The organism is Streptomyces sp. NPDC028907, from assembly GCF_055564995.1.
Map to the genome: position 1 here is coordinate 186,228 of NZ_JBVHVE010000010.1, position 21,557 is coordinate 207,784.

Genomic DNA, 21,557 nt, shown 5'->3' on the forward strand with positions numbered 1-21,557 from the left:
GATGCTGATACCCACACCGAAACACGCTGCACCGCACAGACGTCGGATTCTCCTGAACGTGATAGGGGGTGGGCGTCACAGCCCGAACAGTTCTACGGCGTTGTCGTGGCACACCGCCCGCAGCCACTCGTCCCCGAGCCCGAGCCGTTCCAGGGCGTGCAGCTGATGGACGTACGGATAGGGGATGTTGGGGAAGTCGGAGCCGAGCAGGACGCGGTCGCCGAGGTCGGCCAGCCGGGGCAGGGCCCTGGCGGGGAACGGCATGAACCGCTCGGTGAAGTCCGTGAACGCCATCGTCGTGTCCAGCCGCACCTCCCGGTACCGCTCGGCGAGCCCCAGGAACTCCTCGTACTCGGGCATGCCGAGATGCGCGACGGCCAGTCGCAGCCGGGGGTGCCGTGCCAGCACATGCGCGATCGGCTCGGGGCCGGTGTGCTTGCCGGGCGCCGGCCCGGAGCCGCAGTGGATCACCACGGGGATCCCCGCCTCGGCCAGCAAACCCCAGGCCCCGTCGAGGAGTTCATCGGCCGGGTCGTAGGCCCCCACCTGCACATGTGCCTTGAAGACCCGCGCGCCCGCCTCGACGGCCTCCCGGACGTACGCCTCGACGCCGGGCTCCGGGTAGAGGGTGGCGGTGTGCAGGCAGTCCGGGGTGCGGCGGGCGAAGTCGGCGGCCCAGCCGTTCAGCCAGGGCGCCATGCCGGGCTTGTGGGGGTACAGCATCGAGGTGAAGGCCCGTACACCGAACTCCCGCAGCAGCGCGGTCCGTTCCGACTCCTCCGCGCGGTAGGTGATCGGCCACTCCAGCCCACCGGTCAGCGGTCCGAGCGCATCGAAATAGCCCCAGACCTTGCGCAGCACGCGCTCCGGCATGAAGTGCGTGTGGACGTCGACCAGCCCGGGAAGACCGAGCCGCTCCCAGAAGAGACGGATCGCGGCGGACCCGGGGTGCGGGTCGGGGGCGAGGGACTCCGTGCGGTGATCGTTCATGCCGTTCACGATCGCCCCTGGTAGGGCGGCGGGTCCATTCCTCTGCTCGCGGATGCGCCAGGGATCACTCTCGGCGGGCGCTCCTGACACATGACAGGGACCGGCGGGCGGGCGGATTCCGTACGTTCGCGGGGAGACCGTAGAGACCAGGGGGAGTGCCGTGATCAACAGAGTGCGCGGAATCAGAGACGCCAGAGGAAGAGGGGCCGGAGGGAGAGGGGCCGGCGCAACGGGGGACGGAGGAACGGGGTGGGGCGGGCCGTCGTGGGTTCGGCGGGTGCGGCTTCTCGTGGCCGCGCTCGTGACGGTGGTGAGTCTGGGGCTGCCGGCATTCCCGGCCGCTCCGGCGGCCGCCGCCGCGGGGTGCGCGCCGCTCCAGGGCGGTGCGAGTGCGGCGGCGGAGGCGGCCGTCGAGGTCGCGTGCCGGTACGTCGGTGAGCAGTACGCCTGGGGAGGCGGTCACGCACAGGGGGTGCCGGGCCCCAGTCAGGGCATGGTCGACCGCACGGACCCCGCATCGGCCGCGGATCCGACCTACTGGAGCTTCGACTGCATCGGGCTGGTGCGCTGGGCCTGGTACAAGGCGACCGGCCGGGACCTCATCACCGAGCGCACGACACAGGCGACCTTCGCGGCACCGGGGTACGCGCACACGAAGTTCGTGAAGGCACAGGGGTCGGGTGTCCTGCTGCCCGGCGACATCATGTACTTCGGCCGTGAGGGCTTCGGCCCGACGCACGTCGCGCTCTACCTCGGCAACGGCATGATGGTCGAGGCACCGGAGTCGGGCAAGAAGATCCAGGTCAACTACATCAGCGCGCGCTGGGAGCGCTACCAGGGCGCCTTCCGTCCGCACGCCGACGTCACACCCGGGGTCTGGTCCTGGGACGGCCGCGGCTCCTACCAGAAGACCTGGGGCCGGCCCAACCTGCGGCAGGACTCGAACACGACCAGCCGCATCAACTTCACCAACGGCAACGGCATTTCCGTCAAGGTCCGGGTGCTGTGCCAGCGGGTGGGCGAGCGGGCCACGGTCGACGGCATGGTGAACAACGTGTGGTCGTTCCTGCCGGACTACCACAGCTGGATCAGCAACCTCTTCGTCCAGGGCCCGGCCCTCCTCAAGGACGTGCCGTCCTGCGGCAACTATCCGGAGATCGGCGGCACCTTGGCCGGCGCGGAGAACAACACGTCCTGCGGCGACGGTACGCAACCCGACTCCGCGGGCGCCTGGACGGCCAAGTCCACCACCGTCTTCGGCCGCACGGTGGAACTCCGCTACAACAGCACCACCCAGTGTGCCTGGGGCCGCATCATCGGCGGCACGGTCGGCGACGAGATCTGGGTCGACCGCAGCGCCGACGGGGGCGCGACCTGGCACCCGATGCTCGGCTTCACGACCATCACCTCCGGCAGCGACGCGTACACCACCCAGTGGAACGACGCCGGCCTCGTCATGCGGGCCTGCGGAACCAACGGTCCGGGCGGCGCCATCGAATGCACCGCCTGGTTCTGACCGCCCCCGGCCCTACTTGGCCCGATACGCCCGCAGGAAGGTCCGCACGCCCTCCACGAGGAGCGGCCGGACGCGGTCGTCCTCCGCGGCGTTCGCGGAGCCGAACCTGTTGAGCGCGACGCTGAAGGTCAGCGCGATGAACTGGTCGGCCGCGAGCCGGGGGTCGGGGACGTCGAGCAGTCCGGCCTCGGCGAAGGCGGCGAAACGCTCGGCCAGCGCCTCGTCCGGGGCGTCGGCCATGGAGTTCTCGCCGCCTTCGCCGAGTCCGGACTGCGCGCGGACCAGACGCTGCAGCGTCGCGTACTCCGCCGAGCCGAGCATGTCGGTCGCGATCCGCATCGAGAACGTGACCAGGACGTCCTCGAGGTCGGCGGCATCGGCGGCTTCGGCGGGGTCGGCGAGGGTGTCGTCGAGGATGCGCCGGATCGTGGTGATCAGTGACTGGCCGACGCCGTCGACGACTGATTGCAGCAGCGTCCGCTTGTCGCCGAAGTAGTCGTAGACCGTCCGCTTGGACACCCCCGCCCGTGCGGCGACCGCGTCGACGCTGGTCCGGTCGAAGCCGTCGGCGAGGAACAGTTCCCGGGCCGCGGTGAGGATGGCGGCCCGCTTGAGCGTGGAGCCCTCGCGCAGTGTCTTCGTGGTCGGCATGGCCGTATCCTAACCCGACTTTACTGCACAGTGTAGTGTAGTTGGCATGCCCTGCGTGAACGGCCGCCGCGCACGCGCAGGGAACGGCAACGACACTCATCCGGCAACGAAGGAAGGGACGTTCATGACCACGACCTTGGCTCGCCCGGTCCGCGTCGGGAAGGCCGCTGTCGGTGCTCTCGGCATGCTGGCGGTCGCCACGGGGGCCCTGGAGTCGGTGGTGACACCGACGCTCCCGCTGCTGCAACGCGAGTTGTCGATCAGCCCTGCCCAAGGGGCGTTACTCAGCATCACGATGCTCATCACCGGAGCCCTCGTCACGCCCGTCGCGGGCAACCTCGGTGACCGCTACGGCGGGAAACGGGTCATGCTCCGGCTGATGGCGGTGGTCTCGGCCGGTGGCCTGGTGTCCGCGCTGGCTCCGAACCTGCCGGTGCTGCTGCTCGGCCAGGTACTGGAGGGCGCGATGGTGGGCGCGATGCCCCTGTCGTTCATCCTGGTACGCAAGCACCTGTCGACGGGGCAGTCGCAGGTGGCCATCGGGGTGGTCAGCGGGTTGTTCGTGGGCGGCGGCATGCTCGGCACGCTGATGGCCGGGCCCGTCGCGGAAGGGCTGTCCCGGCACTGGATGTTCGCGATACCCACGATGGCGATCGTCGTGGCGACCCTGTTCGTCCACCGGCTGATGCCGGACGATCCGCCGACCCGGTCGGACGCCGGGATCGACTGGCCCGGCCTGGTTCTCCTGAGCGGCATCCTGCTGACGCTCATGCTCGGCCTCTCGATGGCACCCGAACTCGGCGGCCGCCCACTCGTACTCGGTGCCCTCCTCGCGCTCCTGGCCCTACTGGTGACCGGATGGATCTCCGTCGAACGCCGGTCGCCCTCGCCGATGGTCGATCTGCGCATGGTGGCGAAGCAGGCGATCTGGAGCTCGTACGCGATCACCTTCGCCGTGTGTGTGGGTACGGCGGTGTCGATGTTCCTCGTTCCGCAGCTGTTCGCGGCGTCCGCCGACGGATACGGCTTCGGCGCCAGTTCCACCGACATCGGCCGGTACCTGTTGCCCGGGGCCGTCGCGGGGGCGGTCAGCGGGCCGCTCGGCGGGGCCGCGGCGCGGCGTTTCGGCTCGACTGCCGTGGTCACCACCGGAGTCGGCACCATGACGGCCACGCTGCTCGCCCTGGCGTTCCTGCACACGGAGGTCTGGCACCTGGTCGTCGGCAAGGCGCTGGTCGCCCTCGCCAGCGGTGTCTGCATCACGGCGATGGTCGTCAAGGCCGCCACCTCCGTCGAGCACGGCAACACCGGCACCGCCACCAGCCTGGTCCTGGTGACACGGGTGATCGGCTTCGCCGCGGGCGCACAGGTCAGCGGTGCCTTCCTCGCCGCCGGAACCCGTCCCGGGGCGGACGACCCGGCCGAGTCGGCCTTCGTCACCGGATTCGTCATCGCCGGAGCCGTCACGGCGCTGTCCCTGCTCGCCGTCCGCACCATGAGCAAAGGAGTCAAGCAATGACCCGCACCGACCCCGAGCCGTCGACGCCTTTCCGTACTCCGCCCCGGAGGCGCGAGGTCCTGATATCGGGCGGCGGCATCGCTGGCCCCGCCCTCGCCTTCTGGCTGAACCGCCACGGATACGCCGTCACGGTGGTGGAGAAGGCGGGCACAGTACGCGGCGGTGGCTACCCCGTCGACATACGCGGCACCGCGCTGGAGGTCGTTCGCAGGATGGGGATCCTGCCCCGACTGCGGGACGCGCACGTCGACTTGCGCCGGTTGACCTTCCTCGACGCGGACGGCGGCACGGTGGCCTCGGTCGACGCGCACGCCGTCGCCGGCAGCGTCGCGGGACGGGACCTGGAGGTGCGGCGCGGGGATCTGACGAAGGCTCTGTACGGGGCGGTCCGTGACGATGTGGAGTTCCTGTTCGACGACTGCGTGGACTCCTTCCACCAGTCCGACCACGGGGTCGATGTCACCTTCCGCGGGGGCGGCCGGCGTACGTTCGACATGGTGGTCGGTGCGGACGGTCTGCACTCACGTACCCGGGAGCTGCTGTTCGGCCCCGAAGAGCGGTTCCACCACTACCTCGGGTACTGCTTCGCCGGGTTCACCATGCGCAACACCTTCGGCCTCTCCCACGAGGTCATGATGTGGAACACCCCGGGCAGAGCCGCGGCTCTCTACGCCGTGGGGGACAGCGACGAGGTGCACGCCCTCCTGACCTTCGCCCGACCGCAGGCCCCCACCTCGTTCGGCGCGTTCCGTGACCCCGAAGCCCAACGGGACCTGTTCGCCGCGACGTTCGCCGGCGCGGGATGGGAGGTCCCGGGCATGCTCGCCGCCCTGCGCGACGCGACGGACCTGTTCACCGACGTGGTCAGCCAGATCCGTATGCCTCGCTGGTCCAGTGGCAGGGTCGGGCTGGTGGGCGACGCCGCGTACGCACCCTCCTTCCTGACCGGGCAGGGCTCCAGCCTCGCGCTCGTCGGCGCGTACATGCTCGCCGCTTCCCTGGCCGACCGGGACGCCGCCGCGGGCCTCGCCGCCTACGAACACGGCACCCGTGAGTTCGTGACCCGGAACCAGGACCAGATCGGCGAGGGCGGCGCCACGCTCTTCCCCACCACCGCCCGGGGCCTGGAGCAGCGCAACGACATGCTGCGCGGCCTCAGCACCGGAACCGTGCCCGCCACGGAGGGACGACCCGCCCACTACGCCCTCACCTTGCCACCACCGACGCGGGGCCAACTGCGATGACCAGCGAGCAGGCACCGCGGATATCCGCTTGCGCAGCATCGGCAGGCGGGTCAACGTCGCCTGACGACGGACGAAGGCGGAGAACATGACCACGCAGATCCAGGACCTCGACCACGAGCTCATCCAGGCCGCGGCCCACGTCGCGCGCACGCGGTGCCGGGGCGACAACCACACCATGGCGGCCGCGGCCCGCGCCGGGGACGGGCGCATCGTCACCGCCGTGAACGCCTACCACTTCACCGGAGGGCCGTGCGCCGAACTGGTCCTCATCGGTGCGGCGGCCGCCCAGGGCGTCTACGACCTGGACACCATCGTCGCCGTGGGCGACCGCGACCGCGGCGTCGTTCCCCCGTGCGGCCGGTGCCGCCAGGCTCTTCTCGACTACTTCCCCGACCTCAAGGTGATCGTCGGCGAGGGCGACCGGGTCCGGGCCGTCCTCATCACCGACCTGCTGCCCGCGAGCTATGTCTGGGCCGACCACCAGATCGACGCCGAATAGGCCGCCCACGCCGCGGCATGTGCGTCCGACCCTTCACTACCGCCGGATCGCGGTGACGTCGAACGTCAGCGTCACCTTGTCGCCGACCAGACCCGCGGCCCCGCTCACTCCCCAGTCCTTGCGGCTGACGGCCGCCGTGCCGGTGAAGCGGACGCGACGGGCGGCCCGGGGGCCTTGGTCGGCGTCGGTCAGGCGGAAGGTCACGGTGACCGGCCGGGTCGTGCCGCGGATGGTCAGGTCTCCGGTGACCTTGAAGGCGGCCCCCTCGATCTGCTCCACGTGGGTCGAGGCGAAGGTGATCGTCGGGTGGTCGGCGGCGGCCAGGAAGTCCGCGCCGCGCAGGTGGTCGTCGCGCTTGCGGTTGCGGGTCTGGACGCTCGTGGACCGGATCGTGAGCCGGACGGAGGACCTCGACGGGACGTCGCCGTCCAGGCGCGCGCTGCCCTCGAACGCGTCGAACTGCCCGCACACCTTGGAGATCATCGCCGCCCGGGCGGTGAAGCCGATCCGCGTGTGGGCCGTGTCGAGGTCGTAGTCGCCGGTCAGTGCGCTGAGCTGGGTTGTGGTGGTGGTCATGGTTGATCGCTCCAGGAAGATGCGGACGGTCGCCGCCTGCGGGATGGTTTCGGTCTCGCAGGTACGACGACACAGCCCTTCGGAATGTCAGGCGCGACCGCACCTCACATCTCGCCGGGCTGTCTCGTCGTAGGGGGGAGAGACGATGTGACCGAGGGAGCCGACGGCCCATGACCAGCCCATCTGCGCCGGACGACGGCGAACCCGACCCCGACCTGAGCGTGATCATGCGCGAGCGGCGCCGGCTGATCAATGTCGCCTACCGGCTGCTCGGTTCACTGGCCGAGGCCGAGGACGTCGTGCAGGAGGCCTACGCCCGCTGGTACGCCATGTCTCCGCGACAGCGGCAGGACATCGAATCCCCCGGTGGCTGGCTGACGACCGTCACCAGTCGCATCTGTCTCGACCTTCTCGGCTCGGCACGGGCCAGACGGGAACGGTACGTGGGGGAGTGGATCCCGGAGCCGCTGCCGAACGGAACGGAGTGGGTCGGCGGGAGGCCGGGCGGTGCCCCCGTCGACCCCGCTGACCGCGTCACCCTCGACGAGTCGGTCAACATGGCCTTCCTCGTCGTGCTCGAATCGATGACGCCGGCCGAGCGGGTCGCGTTCGTCCTGCACGACGTCTTCCGCTACTCGTTCGCCGAGGTAGCCGAGATCGTCGGCCGTACGCCCGCGGCGTGCCGTCAGCTGGCCTCGTCGGCCCGGCGCCGCATCCGTGCGGCGCAGCCTGCCGCGGCCCCGGCAGCGGCCGCCCGGCGTGCCGGTGTCGTCAGGGCCTTCAAGCAGGCGTGGGAAGCGCGCGACATCGACGCGCTCGTCGGTCTGCTGGCCCCGGACGCCACGGCGACCGGTGACGGCGGCGGCGTCGTCCCGGCGGCTCTGCATCCGGTCCAGGGGGCCGAGCAGGTCGCAGGGTTCTTCGCGGAACGGGCCAGGGCCGTGCCCGACGTGGTGATCCTGGAGTGCACCGTCAACGGCCAGCCCGGCCTGGTGGCTCAGCTGGACGGCGTCGCCGTGTCGGTGCTGGCGTTCGACTTCGCCGGCGACCGCGTCCAACGGATCTGGGCGGTGCTCAACCCCGAGAAGCTCCGGCCCTGGACGACGGGCTGACCAGGCCGACGCGGCGAGGCTGTCACTCCTCGCCGCGCACCCGCAGCACCAGCTTGTTCAGCCCCCACAGCCCGATGCCGAGCGCCAGCAGCACGCCCGCCCGGATGTAGACGTTCGCGGGCCGGTCGGACAGCGGGCTCGCCAGGATCAGCGAGGTGATCGCGCCGAGCACCGGCAGGACGGTCGGTGTGCGGAAGTGCCGGTGCTCGACCCGGTCCCGGCGCAGCACGAGGACGGCGATGTTGACGACGGCGAAGACGCACAGGAGCAGGAAGGCCGTGGTGTCGCCGAGGCCCTCGATCTCCCCGGTGGAGACCAGCCCGATGGCGAGGAGGGACACGAAGACGATGCCGACGACGGGGGTGCGGCGCCGGGGGAGGACCCGGCCCAGGGCGCGCGGCAGGATGCGTTCGTTCGCCATGCCGTAGCACAGGCGGGAGGCCATCATGATGTTGATCAGAGCCGAGTTGGTGACCGCGAACAGGGCGATCAGCGCGAACAGCTTGGGCGGGAAGTCGAGTCCGCCGGCCTTGACGACCTCCAGCAGCGGCCCGCTGGAGTCCTCCAGCACGCGGTGATCGACGAGCAGCGAGGAGACCAGGGCGACCAGGATGTAGATGGTGCCGGTGACGACGACACCGGTGAAGATGGCGCGCGGGAACGTACGGACCGGATCCTTGGTCTCCTCGGCCATGTTGACGGAGTCCTCGAAGCCCACGAACGCGAAGAACCCGAGCGCCGTCGCCCCCAGCACGCTGGTCATCAGCGCGAACCCGGTGCCCTCCGCCTGGAACTCACCGAGCCGCGAGGGTTCGCCGTCGCCGGACAGGACCGCCCAGGCGCCGATCGCGAGGATGATGAGGAGGCCCGTCAGTTCGACCACGGTGAGGACCACGTTGGTCTTCACGGACTCCGACACACCGCGCAGGTTCAGCGCGGCCAGGGCGAGGACGAACAGGACGGCGATGAGCGTGGGCGGGAAGAAGTCGGTGAACTCGGCGAGGTAGTCGCCGCTGAAGGCGCGGGCCGCGGCGCTCGCCGAGGACAGGCCCGAGCACATGACCATGAAGGCGACGATGAAGGTGAGGAACGGGACCCGGAACGCCTTCTGGGTGTAGAGCGCCGCGCCCGCCGCCTTCGGGTACTTGCCGACGAGTTCCACGTACGAGGCCGCCGTCAGGACGGCCACGACGAAGCCGATGACGAACGGCAGCCACAGCGCGCCGCCGACCTTGCCGGCGACCTGACCGGTGGTGGCGTAGATGCCGGTGCCGAGGATGTCCCCGATCACGAAGAGGACCAGCAGCCTGGGGCCGATGGTCCGCCGCAGCGGGGTGTCGTCCTGGCTCTCCGGTGCGGCGGCGGCATCACTTCCGGTTGCGGACACGAAGGCTCCCCCATGAAGCGTCGACCACGGGACAGGACAACGTCTCATCTGCCCGGCAGACCGTGAGTGATGCGGGTGACCTGAAACCGGCGCGGGGCCGACCGGCACACCGGTCCACACCAGTGGCAGTCGCACCGGCGTTCGCCGACCGTCCACGGATACGGTGACTCCCCCTCCCACCTGCGCCGCAGAGGCCGAAGCCGCACCCGCGGGCGGCGGTGACCCCCGTTCGAGCACACGGTCCGGGCGAAACGACCCCCTGTCCCGCACCTGCGTTTTTCCGTCAGGTTCCGCAGCAAGAGCACGAAAGCTCCACAGATACCTCACTATTTGACGCGACGGATGGGTCGACGACCGGCGGACTGAGGGGGAAGCCGGCGTCACGCGCGGGGGTGCGTCCGCTCAGCGGAGCAGTACTCACCCCTGCCCTGGGAGGGGACAGCACCGCATGAAGCGGACCTTAGGCACCACCTTGCTCACGACGTGCGCGCTCATGGCGGCGCTCGGCGCACCGGCCGCACACGCGGCGGATCCGCCGCCCCGCATCGATCTGCGGGTGCTCGTCGTCAGCGACGGCGGCCCGGCCACCGACGCCATAGCCGCCGAACTGGACACCGCGGGAACGCCGTACACGGAGATCGACCTCACGCGGTCCGACCGCCCGGTGATCGACGCCGGCTACCTCGCGGACACCGTGGACGGCCGGGACCGCGCCAAGTTCCAGGCGGTCGTGCTGCCCAACGACAACCCGTTCCCGGCGAACTCGCCGGAGATGGCCGCCCTCGCGGCGTACGAGCAGGCCTACGACATCCCGCAGGTCGACGCCTACACCTACGCCCGCCCCGAGACCGGGCTGCAGTACCCGGTGTACGGCGGCTACTCGGGCAGCGTCGACGGGGTGCAGGCCCAGGTGACGGACGCCGGCCGGGCGGGGGTGTTCGGCTACCTCGACGGGCCGGTGCCGTTCGAGGACAACTCGCCGTCCGTCGGCGAGAGTTACGCCTATCTGTCGACGCCCATGGCAGGCGCCGACTTCACCCCGTATGTGCAGGCGCCGATCCCGGGCACCGCCAAGCAGGGCTCGCTGGTGGGGGAGTACCGGCACGACGGGCGGCGTGAACTCGTCGTCACCTTCGTCTACAACGAGTACCAGCAGCAGTTCCGGCTGCTGGCCCGCGGCATCGTCGACTGGATGACCGGCGGGGTGCGCCTGGGCGCCTCCCGCAACTACTTCGCCGTCCACGTCGACGACGTGTTCGCCGCCGACGACCGCTGGAACTCCACGCTCAACTGCACACCCGGCGACGTGGACTGCACGGACCCGAACGCCACACCCGACCCGATCAGGATGACGCCCGCCGACGTCGGCCACGCCGTCACCTGGCAGCGCGAGCGCGGCTTCACCCTCGACCTCGCCTACAACGGCGCAGGCAGCGTCGACCACCGCGAGGACAACGGTGGCGCCGACCCGCTGGCCGACCGGCTCGTCGCCGAACGCGCCGAGTTCCGCTGGATCAACCACACCTACACGCACGCCTTCCTCGGCTGCGAACAGGACACCTCGGTCGTGCCCTGGCGGTGCGCCACCGACGCGGACGGCCGAACCAAGTGGGTCAGCCGCGCCGACGTCGCCGACGAGATCGCCCACAACAGCGCCTGGGGCCGGTCGGCCGGACTCCCGTTGGACGACGACGAGTTGGTGACCGGCGAGCACTCCGGGCTCAGGGTGCTGCCGCAGCAGCCCACGGACAATCCCAACCTGGCGCTCGCCCTCGCCGACACCGGCATCGCCTGGCTCGCCTCGGACAACTCCCGCGAGCCCGGTCAGCGGCAGGTCGGCCCCGCCACGACGGTGCCCCGCTACCCGATGAACGTCTTCTACAACGCGGGCCGCGCCGCCGAACAGGTCGACGAGTACAACTGGATCTACACCAGCCGCGCCCAGGGCGGCAGCGGCATCTGCGAGGACAACCCGGACACCACGACCTGCCTGCCCGAGCCGCTCGACACCGCGACCGGCTACGACCGGCACATCGTGCCCCTGGAACGGCAGATCGCCCTCGGTCACGTCCTCGGCAACGACCCCAAGCCGCACTTCATCCACCAGTCCAACCTGGCCGAGGACCGCATCGCCTACCCGGTCCTGGACGGCGTCCTCGACACCTACGGCACGCTGTTCGCGCCGAACACACCACTGGTCAACCTGAGAATGAAGGACATCGGCAACGAGCTGAAGCGGCGCGCCTCTTGGCGGACCGCGGTGGCCGACGGACACGTCACCGCCTACCGGATCGGCGACACCGTCACCGTCGAGACCCCCACGGGCGTCGACGTCCCCGCCACGATGCCCGAGGGCACCACACGGGACGGCGCCGCCTTCGGCGAGGCGTACGCCGGTGAACGGTCCGCATGGACCGCCGCGACCGCCACGCCGCTCGCCCTCACCCTGCCGCAGTCCGCGGCCCCCTCCACGGCCACCGCCACGGACGGCTCCGCGCCGGTCACCGCCCCGGCACCGGACGCCCGGGTGCCCGAGGGCGTGGCCGAGCCCGTCTCTCCCACGGGGAGCTGACCGGCGCGACCGGCACCCCCGCCCACACCTCGGCCGTGGAGCACATCCATGCACGTTCACCACGGCGCGCGACGCAACGACACCGCGCGCGTCACCCTGCTCACCGAAGGCACCTACCCGCACAGCCACGGCGGTGTGAGCGTCTGGTGCGACCAACTCGTCACCGGCATGCCCGACATCGAGTTCGACGTCATCGCCGTCACCGGCACCGGACGGGAGCCGATCGTGTGGGACCTGCCCGACCATGTCCGCGGCGTCCGGTCCGTCCCCATGTGGGGCGCCGCGCCCGAGGGCCGCCCGCCCCGGGGCCGGTCCCGCAGGCGGCTCGCCGACGCCTACGAGCGGTTCCTGACCGCGCTCGTCGACCCCGGCGCCGAGAACGGCTTCGCACCCGCCCTGCACACCCTGGCGCGGGCCGCCGGGAGCGGCGAACTCAGCGCGTTCCTCCGGGGCGACACCGCGATCAGCATCCTGACCGCCGTATGGACCCGTCCCGGGCTGGCCGTGCGCGAGGCGCGGCCCACCCTGCACGACGCGCTCACCGCCACCGCCCTGCTCGAACACGCGCTGCGCCCGCTGGCCGCGCCGCCCCCGCAGCACGGCGTCGCACACGCCGTCAGCGGAGGCGTCGCCGTCCTGCCGGGGCTGGCCGCACGCGAACGGCACGGAGTTCCGCTGCTGCTCACCGAGCACGGCGTCTACCTGCGCGAGCGCTACCTCGGCTATCGCACCGCGCCGTACCGCTGGCCGGTCAAGGCGGTCATCCTGGGCTTCTTCCGGCTGCTGGCGGAGGAGAGCTACCGCCAGGCGGCGCTGATCACCCCGGGCAACCGCTACAACCGGCTGTGGGAGGAGCAGGGCGGCGCCGACCCCGGGTCGATCCGCACCGTCTACAACGGCGTCGACCCCGCCGCCTTCCCGCCGGCCGGACCGGAGCCGGAGAGCCTCACCCTGAGCTGGGCCGGGCGGGTCGACCCGATCAAGGACCTGGAGACCCTGATCCGCGCCTTCGCCCTCGTCCGGGACCGACTGCCGGACGTACGCCTGCGGTTGTTCGGCGGCACACCCCGGGGCGGCGAGGCGTACCGGGAACGCTGCGAGGCCCTGGCCGCCGAGCTCGGGCACGGCGACGCGGTCACCTTCGAGGGCCGCGTCGACGACATCAAGGACGCCTACGCCGCCGGGAACGTGGTGATGCTCTCCAGCATCAGCGAAGGCTTCCCGTTCACGCTGATCGAGGCCATGTCGTGCGGCCGGGCGACCGTCTCCACCGACGTAGGCGGCGTACGCGAGGCCGTCGGCGACACCGGTCTCGTGGTGCCGCCGCGCGACCCGGCCGCGATGGCCGCCGCCGCGCTGGAGCTCCTGGGCGATCCCGTCCGGCGCCGGGCGATGGGCGAGGCAGCCCGGCTGCGGGTCATCGAACAGTTCACGCTGCGCCAGACCATCGACACCTTCCGCTCCATCTACCACGAACTGGCCACGGGGAAGGCGGAGTCGCCCGCCAGAGTCGTGCTGCCCGCGCCGGCGGTCACCGGCCCGGCGGTCACCGGCACGGGGAGTCTGACCGGATGAGCGGTCCGATATCCCTCGAACCCGGCGACGCGGGGCAGGACACCCTCGCCCTGCGGCTGGCCGCACCCCACCGGCCGCGCCGCCGCCCGCGCTGGGCCCTGGACGACGCCACGCTCGCGATCCGGCTGCCCGGACACGGCCCCGACGAGGAGGCGGTCAGCACACTCGCCGCCGAACTCGCCGACGCCATCGGGCCCGCCGTCCATCCCTACGAGGTGGCGGCCCTGCTGGAGGCCGAGGGCCTGTCCGCCACGGTGATCAAGGAGCGGTACGGCCACCCGAACCTCTTCTCCCTGGCGACCGCCCTGTACGAGCGGGTGCCCCGGACGTTCCCCGAACCGCCCCGCGCGGCCGACCCGTGGCGCCCCGACACCCTGCGCTGCCTCCTGCGCGGCGTGCTCTTCGCGCTGCCGGCCCTGGCCTACCTGCTCACCGCTCCCCTGTGGGCCGTCGACCGGCACGCCCCCGTGCTGATCGTCGCGGGCATCGCCTCCTGGGCATGGGGGCAGGCGCTCGGCCACCGCGCCCATCTGCGCCTGGTGACCGGACGCCGGGAGGCATCCGGCACGCTCCTGACCGGGTCCCTGCTGGGTGCCGCCGCGGCCACGGCGCTCGCGGCGCTCCCCGCGGCCGGCGCACTGGCTCTCGCGGTGGCGGCCGCCCAGTCGCTGTACCTGGCCGGTGCGAGCGTGCTGCTGGTCCTGGCCCGGGAACGGCTGCTGCTGGCCGCGCTGAGCCCGCTGATCGTGGGCGCCGCGGCACTGCCGTGGTGGGAGCCCGGACCCGAACTGCGGGTCGGACTACCGTTGTTGGCGCTGCTGGCCACGCTGAGTGCCGCCGGTCGGGTCCTGTGGGCGGGGCGCGCCGGCCCGGCCGCCTCCGACGCCGCCCGCCCGCCGCTTCGCGCGTCCCTGCCGTACGGACTGTTCGGGCTCGCCGCCGCCGTGCTCGTCATGCTGGAAGGTCGACGGCAGCCGTACGCGGTGATCGCCCTGACGCTCAGCATGGGCCCGGCCGAGTGGCTGCTGTACCGCTACCGCGGCTGGTCGGTCGCCGCGCTGCGGGTGAGCGCGACTCCCACCGGATTCCTGCTGCGTTCGACCGCCGTCCTCGGCCTGTGCCTGACCGGCTATCTGTCCCTGCTGCTGCCCGCGGCACTGCTCACGGGCGCCGAACCGGCCACGCTGCTCCTGCTCGCGGCCGCCTTGTGGACCGCTCTGCTGCTGCAGGCGTTCGGGGTGGCCTGGCCGCCGGCCGTGCTCTGCCTGGCCGCGGCCGGCCCGGCCGCGGCGGTGCTCCTCGTGGACCTGCCGCCAGGACCGCCCCTACTGCCCTGGGCCTGCGGCGTGGCCGCCGGCTGTCTCGCGGCCTGCGCGATACGCCTGCTCGGCCGGCCCTCCCCGCACTCCTGACCACGCGAACCACCCGCACGACCCCATCGGACCGCAGACCCGCGCCCCGTCCGCGCCGCGCCGGGTCCGGCGTCCGACGACCACGACGAAGGGACCAAGAGTTGACCTCCGCACCGCTCGCCGCCGTCACCGGAGCCGAAGGCTTCATCGGCTCGCACCTCACCGAGGCGCTCGTCGCCTCCGGCCACCGCGTCAGGGCCATGGCCCAGTACAACTCCTTCTCCTCCTACGGCTGGCTGGAGACGCTGCCCGCCGACGTCCTGGACCAGGTGGAGATCGTCCTCGGGGACGTACGCGACCCCGGCTCGGTGCGCGGCCTGCTCGACGGCGCCGACTGCGCCTACCACCTGGCCGCGCTCATCGCGATCCCGTACTCCTACCAGGCCCCGCACAGCTACGTGGACACCAACGTCACCGGCACGCTCAACGTGCTGGAGGCGGTGCGCGCGCTGGGGACCCCGCGGTTGGTGCACACCTCGACCAGCGAGACGTACGGCACCGCGCGGACCGTGCCGATCACCGAGGACCACCCCATCAACACCCAGTCGCCGTACGCCGCTTCGAAGGCGGGCGGCGACCGGCTGGCCGACAGCTACCACGCCAGTTTCGGCACGCCGGTGGTGACCTTGCGGCCGTTCAACACCTTCGGTCCGCGCCAGTCGATGCGGGCCGTCATCCCCACCGTCATCGGCCAGGTGGCGGCCGGGCAGCGCACCATCACCCTCGGCGATCTGCGCCCCACCCGGGACTTCACCTTCGTCGAGGACACGGCGCAGGCGTTCCTCGCGGTCGGCACGGCCGCGGCCGAGCGGGTCGTGGGCCGCACCTTCAACGCCGGGACCGGCGGGGAGATCTCCGTCGGCGACCTGGTCGCGCTGATCGGCAAGGTGATGGACGCCCCGCTCGACGTCCAGGAGGACTCCGCGCGCCTGCGGCCCGCGGCCTCCGAGGTGATGCGGCTCGTCGCCGACGCCACCCGGCTGACCACGGCGACCGGCTGGCGGCCCGCGAGCACGCTGGAGGAAGGACTCGCGCGCACCGCGCGGTGGTTCACCGACCCCGCCAACCTGGCCCGCTACAAGACCGGCATCTACAACATCTGACCCGACCGGCACGTATCGCAGGAGGTATGCCATGCACGCAGTGATCCTGGCCGGTGGAAAGGGCGTCCGGCTACGGCCGTACACCACCGCGCTGCCCAAGCCGCTCGTCCCCATCGGCGACCAGCACGCGATCCTGGAGATCGTGCTGCGCCAGCTGTCCACGGCCGGCTTCACCCACTGCACCATCGCCATCGGCCACCTGGGCGAGATCATCCGCGCCTACGTGGGCGACGGCACCCAGTGGGGCCTGAAGGTCGACTACGCCACCGAGGAGAGCCCGCTCGGCACCATGGGCCCGCTGCTCACCCTGCGCGACCGGCTGCCCGAACACTTCCTCGTCATGAACGGCGACGTCCTCACCGACCTCGACTACGCCGACGTCCTGCGCACGCACGAGGCGTCGGGCACACCCCTGACCATCGCCACCTACGCCCGCAAGGTCCACATCGACTTCGGCGTGCTCACCACCGACGCCAGCCGGGTGGTCGCCTTCACCGAGAAGCCCAGCATCGACTACCGGGTGTCCATGGGCGTCTACGGCGTCTCCCGGACCACCCTCGACGACTACACGCCGGGGCTGCCGCTCGGCTTCGACGAACTGGTGATGGACCTGCTCGCCGCCGAACGCCCCCCGCACGCCTACGAGTTCGACGGCTACTGGCTCGACATCGGCCGCCCCGACGACTACGACCGGGCCAACGCCGAGTTCACCAGCCGCAAGTCGCTGCTGCTCAAGGGGGCCTGAGCGGCCATGCGCATCCTCGTACTCGGCGCCACCGGCTACCTGGGCACGCATGTCGTCGAGGACCTGCGCGCCCAGCCGGACACGCGGGTCCTCGTCGCCGGCCGCTCGCCCGCCGCCGACGTCACCGTGGACCTCGCCGCCGACCGCCCGCGGGACCTGGCGGCGGCGCTCGCCGAGGCCGCGCCCGACGCCGTCGTCAACTGCGCGGGCGCGACCGGCGGCGACGCCGTCACCCTCGCGGAGGTCAACGCCCGCGGCCCCGCCGTGCTGTGCGCGGCGCTGCGGGAGGCGGCGCCCGCGGCCCGCCTGGTCCATCTGGGTTCGGCCGCCGAGTACGGGCCCACCGAACCCGGAGTGCGGGTGACGGAGTCGGCGCCGACCCGGCCCACCGGCCCGTACGGCGCGACCAAGCTGGCGGGCACGGTGGCGGTGACCGCCTCCGGGCTGGACGCGGTGGTGCTGCGGGTGGGGAACCCGGTCGGTCCGGGCGCCCCGCCCACCGGACTGCCCGGCCGGGTCGCCGCAGTGCTCGCCGCCTCGCTCGCGGACGCCGGGGCCGACCCCGAGTCGGCCCTGCGCCTGGGCGACCTGTCCGCGTACCGCGACTTCGTGGACGTACGCGACGTGGCCCGGGCGGCCCGGCTGGCGGTGACCGCCGGGGGGCCGCTGCCGCCCGTGCTCAACGTCGGCGGCGGGGAGGCCCGTCCGGTGCGCGAGTTGGTGCGGGCGCTGGCGCACGCGGCCGGGTTCCGGGGCCGGATCGTCGAGGAGGAGAGCGGCGGATCCGCCCGGTCCGCGCAGGTGTCGTGGCAGTGCTCGGACATCACGGCGGCGGGTGAGGCGCTCGGCTGGAAGCCCGCCCACCCGCTCGACGCGTCTGTGGCGGCCCTGTGGGCGGCCACCGGCCGACGGGCCCGCCCCGCCGAGGGGGTCGCGGCGCGGTGAGCCTGCTGATCCCGCTGTATGTGCACCCGGCCGAGGACCCGGCCGCCTGGCACCGGCTCATCAACTGCGCCGCCCGCACCTACGCCGTCGTACTGAACCCCGCGAACGGACCCGGCCGGGTCCCGGATCCGGCGTTCGTCGCGGCCGCGGAGGCGCTGCGCACGGCGGGAGCCCGGCTGCTCGGCTACCTGGACACGGACTACGGCGCCCGCGACCCCGACGACATCACCGCCGATCTGCGCCGGCACCAGGAGTGGTACGCCGTCGACGGCTGCTTCCTGGACCAGGCGCCGGCGGCACCGCACGCACTGCCCGACTGCCGCCGACTGGTCCGCTCCGCGCGCCGGCTCGGCGCCTCCACCGTCGTCCTCAACCCGGGCGTCCATCCCGCGCCGGGCTACGCCCGGCTCGCCGACCTGACGGTCACCTTCGAAGGCCCCTGGTCCCGGTACGTCTCGGACTTCAGCCGCCCCGCCTGGACCACACGAGTGCCCGCCGAACGACTGTGCCACCTCGTCTACGGCGTACCTGAACCGCTCGTGCCGCTCGCCCTGCGCACCGCGAAGGAGAGGGGCGCGGGCGTATGCGGACCGGTGACGGGCGAACCCCCGAACCCCTGGTCCCGGCTGACGCCCGCGCTGGCGGAGGCGGACCGGTGAGGCGGGCGGTGCCGGCCGCCGTCGTGGCCGCCCTGATCACCTTGGCGGGGTGCTCCGGCGGCCAAACTCCCACCCCGGCCCCGGCCACGGTTCCCGCCCCCGGCGCGCGGTGGCAGCCGCGCCCCGGTCTGGCCTGGCAGTGGCAGCTCGACGGCAAGGTCGACCCGTCCGTCGACGTACCCGTCTACGACATCGACGGATTCGAGAACACCGCCGACGACGTGGCACGCCTGCACCGCGACGGCCGCAAGGTCATCTGCTACGTCAACGTCGGCGCCTGGGAGGACTTCCGCCCCGACCGACGCGCCTTCCCACGCTCGGTCCTCGGCAAGCCCAACGGCTGGCACGGCGAACGCTGGCTGGACATCCGCCGGCTCGCGCTCCTGCGGCCCCTGATGGAACGCCGGTTCGACATGTGCCGGGACAAGGGCTTCGACGCGGTGGAACCGGACCTGGTCGAGGGCTACGGCAACGACACCGGCTTCCCGCTCACGGCGCGCGACCAGCTCCGCTACAACCGCATGATCGCTGCCGTCGCCCACGAACGCGGCCTCGCCGTCGGCCTCAAGAACGACCTGGCCCAGATCCCGCACCTGCTCGACGACTTCGACTTCGCGGTCAACGAGGAGTGCGCCCAGTACGACGAGTGCGGACTGCTCGAACCGTTCATCTCGGCGGGCAAGGCGGTCTTCCACGTGGAGTACGCGCAGCCCACGGCCCGGTTCTGCCCGACGGCCCGCGAGCTGCGTCTGTCGTCGATGCGGAAGAAGCCGGAACTGGACACCTGGCGCAGGCCATGCTGAGGAGCGGTCCTCGACGCCTCACTGCCAGGTCGCGGTGTCGGGGTCGATGCCGTGGGCGCGGGCACTGGCGTCGACGATGCGACGGAACCATGTGGCGAGGCCGGGGCGGATGCCGTCGTAGTGGGCGGCGAAGCCCGGATCGGCCTCGTACATACGGCCGAGACAGACCTGCATCTGCCGGGTCAGGGGAAAGTACGAGGCGAACACCTCGCGGTGCCGCTCGACGAGTTGACCGGCTTGCGGGCTGCCAGGTGTGACGCCGGCGTCCATCGCGTCCGCGAGGGCGCGGTCGAGGGCGGCCGCGGAGTCGGCGACGGCCTGCCATTCCTCCGGGCCGCGAGCGGCCGAGAGTTCGGCGTACTGCTGCCATTGCTTGGTGTCTCCGTAGCGCTCACGGGCCTCGGCGGGCCACTCCGGGTTCCACTGGGGGCCGAAGATCGCGGCCTGCTGTTCGGCGGTCAGCAGCAGGCCGCGCTCGTGGGCGTCGATCATCGAGCTGCTGGAGGCGCTCGATCCGTTCGGCGACCTGGGCGCGCTGCGCGCGCAGCGCACCGGTCACGTCCGCGGTCGAGTCGTCCAGGAGGGCCCCGATCCTGTCCAGGCCGAGACCGACCTCGCGGTAGACGACGATGCGGTGCAGACGTTCCAGATCACCGGCGGTGTAGAGACGGTATCCGGCGGCCGTGCGCAGCGACGGCCGCGCCAGATCGATCTCGTCCCAGTGGTGCAGCGCGCGGACCGTCACGCCCAGACGCGCCGAGACCTGACCGACGGTCAGGCCGTCGCTGTCGGTGGTGTCAGACATGATCCTCATTGTCGCCGCCACCGGCACCCGGCGGCGTGATCCCTACGGCCGCGAGGTTCCGTGCCTCCTCGCTGTCCGGATCGAAGGGCTTCGCCGCGGTGAAGACGATCCGTGCGTTCTCGGGGGTGATCACTTCCACGTCACGGGTGGTCCAGGGCGTGTCCCGTGGGCCGTCGACCGAGCCCGGTCGCACCGCGCGACAGGCCTCGGCAACGGACTCGATCTCGCCCAGCACGCACGCGAACGCCAGGCTCAGCGCCGGTGCCTGCTCCGGAACTCTCTCCGCCTTGACGAGGAGCACGTCCTGGAACGCCCACCGGCGCAGATGCACCACCGTGCCGGGGATGGCGAACAGCTCGAAGAACCCGAGCCCCCGAGTCCAGAAGTCCACCGACGCGGCCAGATCACTCGTCGGGATCGTCGCGAACGCCGGCATTCCGTAGATGCCACGGAACGGCTCCGGCGGAACCGCATCCGGACCGGGGGCGGGCACGGGGCTCATCTCGAACGCGTTGTAGTAGTCGCTCATGCGCCCCACGATTCAGCCTCACGCAGGGTGAGGGTCAAGTCGGGTCACAGGGGCCGGCGATCAGCCATGGGTGCCCGAGCCGTCGCGATCGAGCGCTGCCCGGATCCGGCCGAGCCATTCCGCGGCCAGTCGGCGCCCGTTCGGGAGCTGGTCGCCTCGGTCCCAGCGCCACGTCGTGATCATCGCCAGCACGAGGAGTCGGCACTCGCGCAGCAGGACTTGGTCGGCACCGGGATAGCGCGCGCCGATTTCCTCGGGCGCATGGGCGAGGTCGAATTCGACGGGCCCTCGGCAACATGTCTCGAGGTCGATGAACAGGAGCCCGTTCCTCGTGTGGACGAGGTTGCCCGGGTGCGGCTCGCCGTGCAGCAGTTGCTCGGTGCCGCCGCGTCCGGCGACAGCTCGTTTCATGCTGTGCAACGTGTCGCCGAGCAGTTCCCGGTCCGCCTCGGCGAGCGCGGGAGTCTGCTCGCGGTCGGCCACCAGCTGCCGCGCCTGCTCGACGCGATCCGTGAAGTGCCGTGCCGGGACATCGAGTTCGCGCATCCCGGCGTGCAACTGCGCAAGCGCGTCGGCGTAGTCGGCCGGTGAGATCTCTCCGGGAGCCGCAGGCTCGTAGTAGGTCCACAGCGTGACCACGAAGCCATCACGCTCATGGACACCTGGTTCCACCCGAGGATCGAGAGCGGCCACGGGGCACCCGGACTCGACCAGCCGTTGAGCAAGGTCGACTTCGAACCGGGCGACCTGATCCCCGACGGGCGCCACGCGGGCCAGGACGTCACAGGGCAGCAGACGCAGAGTGAGCTTGTTCGAGTCGTGAAGCACGATCGCGTCGTCGGCCGTCAGGCCGGCCGACGACGCGGCCGACATGGCCGCAGCCACCGCCCGGGGCACCTCTGACACCTGCATCGT

19 protein-coding genes and 1 pseudogene are annotated in these 21,557 nt (G+C 71.8%); 13 read left to right on the forward strand and 7 right to left on the reverse strand.

The genetic code is table 11. The features are described from left to right. Positions 1-75 precede the first annotated feature (75 nt). On the reverse strand, positions 76-990 hold the full coding sequence (locus ACZ4UU_RS29140; RefSeq protein WP_471906335.1) for an amidohydrolase family protein: 915 nt from the start codon (positions 988-990) through the stop codon (positions 76-78). A gap of 289 nt (positions 991-1,279) precedes the next feature. On the opposite strand from ACZ4UU_RS29140, the gene ACZ4UU_RS29145 reads away from it, so the two are divergent. Continuing rightward, complete coding sequence (locus ACZ4UU_RS29145; protein WP_471906336.1) at positions 1,280-2,506, forward strand: NlpC/P60 family protein; 1,227 nt, start codon at positions 1,280-1,282, stop codon at positions 2,504-2,506. A gap of 12 nt (positions 2,507-2,518) precedes the next feature. Here the strand turns inward: ACZ4UU_RS29145 and ACZ4UU_RS29150 are convergent, their stop codons facing one another. Then, complete coding sequence (locus tag ACZ4UU_RS29150; protein WP_471906337.1) at positions 2,519-3,157, reverse strand: TetR/AcrR family transcriptional regulator; 639 nt, start codon at positions 3,155-3,157, stop codon at positions 2,519-2,521. 124 nt (positions 3,158-3,281) lie between these two features. Between ACZ4UU_RS29150 and ACZ4UU_RS29155 the strand changes: the two genes are divergently transcribed. The 3 genes from ACZ4UU_RS29155 (at position 3,282) to ACZ4UU_RS29165 (ending at position 6,419) form a co-directional block, all read left to right on the forward strand. Next, on the forward strand, positions 3,282-4,676 hold the full coding sequence (locus ACZ4UU_RS29155) for an MFS transporter (protein ID WP_471906338.1): 1,395 nt from the start codon (positions 3,282-3,284) through the stop codon (positions 4,674-4,676). After that, positions 4,673-5,920, forward strand: a complete 1,248-nt coding sequence (locus tag ACZ4UU_RS29160; RefSeq protein ID WP_471906339.1) for an FAD-dependent monooxygenase — start codon at positions 4,673-4,675, stop codon at positions 5,918-5,920. The genes ACZ4UU_RS29155 and ACZ4UU_RS29160 overlap by 4 nt, the downstream gene beginning before the upstream one ends. Before the next feature lie 85 nt (positions 5,921-6,005). Beyond that, positions 6,006-6,419, forward strand: coding sequence for a cytidine/deoxycytidylate deaminase family protein (locus tag ACZ4UU_RS29165; RefSeq protein WP_471906340.1), 414 nt, complete (start codon positions 6,006-6,008; stop codon positions 6,417-6,419). A gap of 36 nt (positions 6,420-6,455) precedes the next feature. Here the strand turns inward: ACZ4UU_RS29165 and ACZ4UU_RS29170 are convergent, their stop codons facing one another. Beyond that, positions 6,456-6,995, reverse strand: a complete 540-nt coding sequence (locus tag ACZ4UU_RS29170; RefSeq protein WP_471906341.1) for a YceI family protein — start codon at positions 6,993-6,995, stop codon at positions 6,456-6,458. 170 nt (positions 6,996-7,165) lie between these two features. On the opposite strand from ACZ4UU_RS29170, the gene sigJ reads away from it, so the two are divergent. Beyond that, complete coding sequence (gene sigJ, locus ACZ4UU_RS29175; RefSeq protein ID WP_471906342.1) at positions 7,166-8,107, forward strand: RNA polymerase sigma factor SigJ; 942 nt, start codon at positions 7,166-7,168, stop codon at positions 8,105-8,107. A 22-nt stretch (positions 8,108-8,129) separates the two neighbouring features. On the opposite strand, the gene ACZ4UU_RS29180 is transcribed toward sigJ, so the two are convergent. After that, complete coding sequence (locus tag ACZ4UU_RS29180; protein ID WP_471906343.1) at positions 8,130-9,494, reverse strand: APC family permease; 1,365 nt, start codon at positions 9,492-9,494, stop codon at positions 8,130-8,132. Between the two features lie 448 nt (positions 9,495-9,942). On the opposite strand from ACZ4UU_RS29180, the gene ACZ4UU_RS29185 reads away from it, so the two are divergent. The 8 genes from ACZ4UU_RS29185 (at position 9,943) to ACZ4UU_RS29220 (ending at position 19,308) form a co-directional block, all read left to right on the forward strand. Further along, complete coding sequence (locus ACZ4UU_RS29185) at positions 9,943-12,066, forward strand: hypothetical protein (protein WP_471906344.1); 2,124 nt, start codon at positions 9,943-9,945, stop codon at positions 12,064-12,066. A gap of 48 nt (positions 12,067-12,114) precedes the next feature. After that, on the forward strand, positions 12,115-13,641 hold the full coding sequence (gene pelF, locus ACZ4UU_RS29190) for a GT4 family glycosyltransferase PelF (RefSeq protein WP_471906345.1): 1,527 nt from the start codon (positions 12,115-12,117) through the stop codon (positions 13,639-13,641). Continuing rightward, complete coding sequence (locus tag ACZ4UU_RS29195; RefSeq protein WP_471906346.1) at positions 13,638-15,053, forward strand: hypothetical protein; 1,416 nt, start codon at positions 13,638-13,640, stop codon at positions 15,051-15,053. Before pelF ends, ACZ4UU_RS29195 begins: the two co-directional genes overlap by 4 nt. A 101-nt stretch (positions 15,054-15,154) precedes the next feature. Then, positions 15,155-16,156: a GDP-mannose 4,6-dehydratase gene (locus tag ACZ4UU_RS29200; RefSeq protein ID WP_471906347.1), complete on the forward strand. Its 1,002-nt coding sequence runs from the start codon at positions 15,155-15,157 to the stop codon at positions 16,154-16,156. A gap of 31 nt (positions 16,157-16,187) precedes the next feature. Further along, positions 16,188-16,901: a nucleotidyltransferase family protein gene (locus tag ACZ4UU_RS29205; RefSeq protein ID WP_471906348.1), complete on the forward strand. Its 714-nt coding sequence runs from the start codon at positions 16,188-16,190 to the stop codon at positions 16,899-16,901. Between the two features lie 6 nt (positions 16,902-16,907). Continuing rightward, on the forward strand, positions 16,908-17,846 hold the full coding sequence (locus tag ACZ4UU_RS29210) for an NAD-dependent epimerase/dehydratase family protein (RefSeq protein ID WP_471906349.1): 939 nt from the start codon (positions 16,908-16,910) through the stop codon (positions 17,844-17,846). Continuing rightward, positions 17,843-18,505: a spherulation-specific family 4 protein gene (locus ACZ4UU_RS29215; protein ID WP_471906350.1), complete on the forward strand. Its 663-nt coding sequence runs from the start codon at positions 17,843-17,845 to the stop codon at positions 18,503-18,505. The genes ACZ4UU_RS29210 and ACZ4UU_RS29215 overlap by 4 nt, the downstream gene beginning before the upstream one ends. Beyond that, positions 18,502-19,308 (forward strand): endo alpha-1,4 polygalactosaminidase, encoded by an 807-nt coding sequence (locus tag ACZ4UU_RS29220; protein WP_471906351.1) that lies wholly within the window; start codon positions 18,502-18,504, stop codon positions 19,306-19,308. Before ACZ4UU_RS29215 ends, ACZ4UU_RS29220 begins: the two co-directional genes overlap by 4 nt. An 18-nt stretch (positions 19,309-19,326) precedes the next feature. On the opposite strand, the pseudogene ACZ4UU_RS29225 reads toward ACZ4UU_RS29220, so the two are convergent. The 3 genes and pseudogenes from ACZ4UU_RS29225 to ACZ4UU_RS29235 form a co-directional block, all read right to left on the reverse strand. Beyond that, positions 19,327-20,113 (reverse strand): annotated as a pseudogene (locus ACZ4UU_RS29225) (MerR family transcriptional regulator). Then, positions 20,106-20,642, reverse strand: a complete 537-nt coding sequence (locus ACZ4UU_RS29230) for a VOC family protein (protein WP_471906352.1) — start codon at positions 20,640-20,642, stop codon at positions 20,106-20,108. Before ACZ4UU_RS29230 ends, ACZ4UU_RS29225 begins: the two are co-directional and overlap by 8 nt. Before the next feature lie 60 nt (positions 20,643-20,702). Beyond that, complete coding sequence (locus tag ACZ4UU_RS29235; protein ID WP_471906353.1) at positions 20,703-21,554, reverse strand: phosphotransferase enzyme family protein; 852 nt, start codon at positions 21,552-21,554, stop codon at positions 20,703-20,705. Positions 21,555-21,557: the final 3 nt, after the last annotated feature.

Excerpts from the sequence above, each read along its gene's own strand:
- ACZ4UU_RS29230 (WP_471906352.1), bottom strand. The coding sequence starts at position 20,642 with ATGAGCGACTACTACAACGCGTTCGAGATGAGCCCCGTGCCCGCCCCC.
- ACZ4UU_RS29165 (WP_471906340.1), top strand. The coding sequence starts at position 6,006 with ATGACCACGCAGATCCAGGACCTCGACCACGAGCTCATCCAGGCCGCG.
- ACZ4UU_RS29185 (WP_471906344.1), top strand. The coding sequence starts at position 9,943 with ATGAAGCGGACCTTAGGCACCACCTTGCTCACGACGTGCGCGCTCATG.
- pelF (WP_471906345.1), top strand. The coding sequence starts at position 12,115 with ATGCACGTTCACCACGGCGCGCGACGCAACGACACCGCGCGCGTCACC.
- ACZ4UU_RS29205 (WP_471906348.1), top strand. The coding sequence starts at position 16,188 with ATGCACGCAGTGATCCTGGCCGGTGGAAAGGGCGTCCGGCTACGGCCG.
- ACZ4UU_RS29170 (WP_471906341.1), bottom strand. The coding sequence starts at position 6,995 with ATGACCACCACCACAACCCAGCTCAGCGCACTGACCGGCGACTACGAC.
- ACZ4UU_RS29235 (WP_471906353.1), bottom strand. The coding sequence starts at position 21,554 with ATGCAGGTGTCAGAGGTGCCCCGGGCGGTGGCTGCGGCCATGTCGGCC.
- ACZ4UU_RS29160 (WP_471906339.1), top strand. The coding sequence starts at position 4,673 with ATGACCCGCACCGACCCCGAGCCGTCGACGCCTTTCCGTACTCCGCCC.
- ACZ4UU_RS29140 (WP_471906335.1), bottom strand. The coding sequence starts at position 990 with ATGAACGATCACCGCACGGAGTCCCTCGCCCCCGACCCGCACCCCGGG.
- sigJ (WP_471906342.1), top strand. The coding sequence starts at position 7,166 with ATGACCAGCCCATCTGCGCCGGACGACGGCGAACCCGACCCCGACCTG.
- ACZ4UU_RS29150 (WP_471906337.1), bottom strand. The coding sequence starts at position 3,157 with ATGCCGACCACGAAGACACTGCGCGAGGGCTCCACGCTCAAGCGGGCC.
- ACZ4UU_RS29210 (WP_471906349.1), top strand. The coding sequence starts at position 16,908 with ATGCGCATCCTCGTACTCGGCGCCACCGGCTACCTGGGCACGCATGTC.
- ACZ4UU_RS29155 (WP_471906338.1), top strand. The coding sequence starts at position 3,282 with ATGACCACGACCTTGGCTCGCCCGGTCCGCGTCGGGAAGGCCGCTGTC.
- ACZ4UU_RS29195 (WP_471906346.1), top strand. The coding sequence starts at position 13,638 with ATGAGCGGTCCGATATCCCTCGAACCCGGCGACGCGGGGCAGGACACC.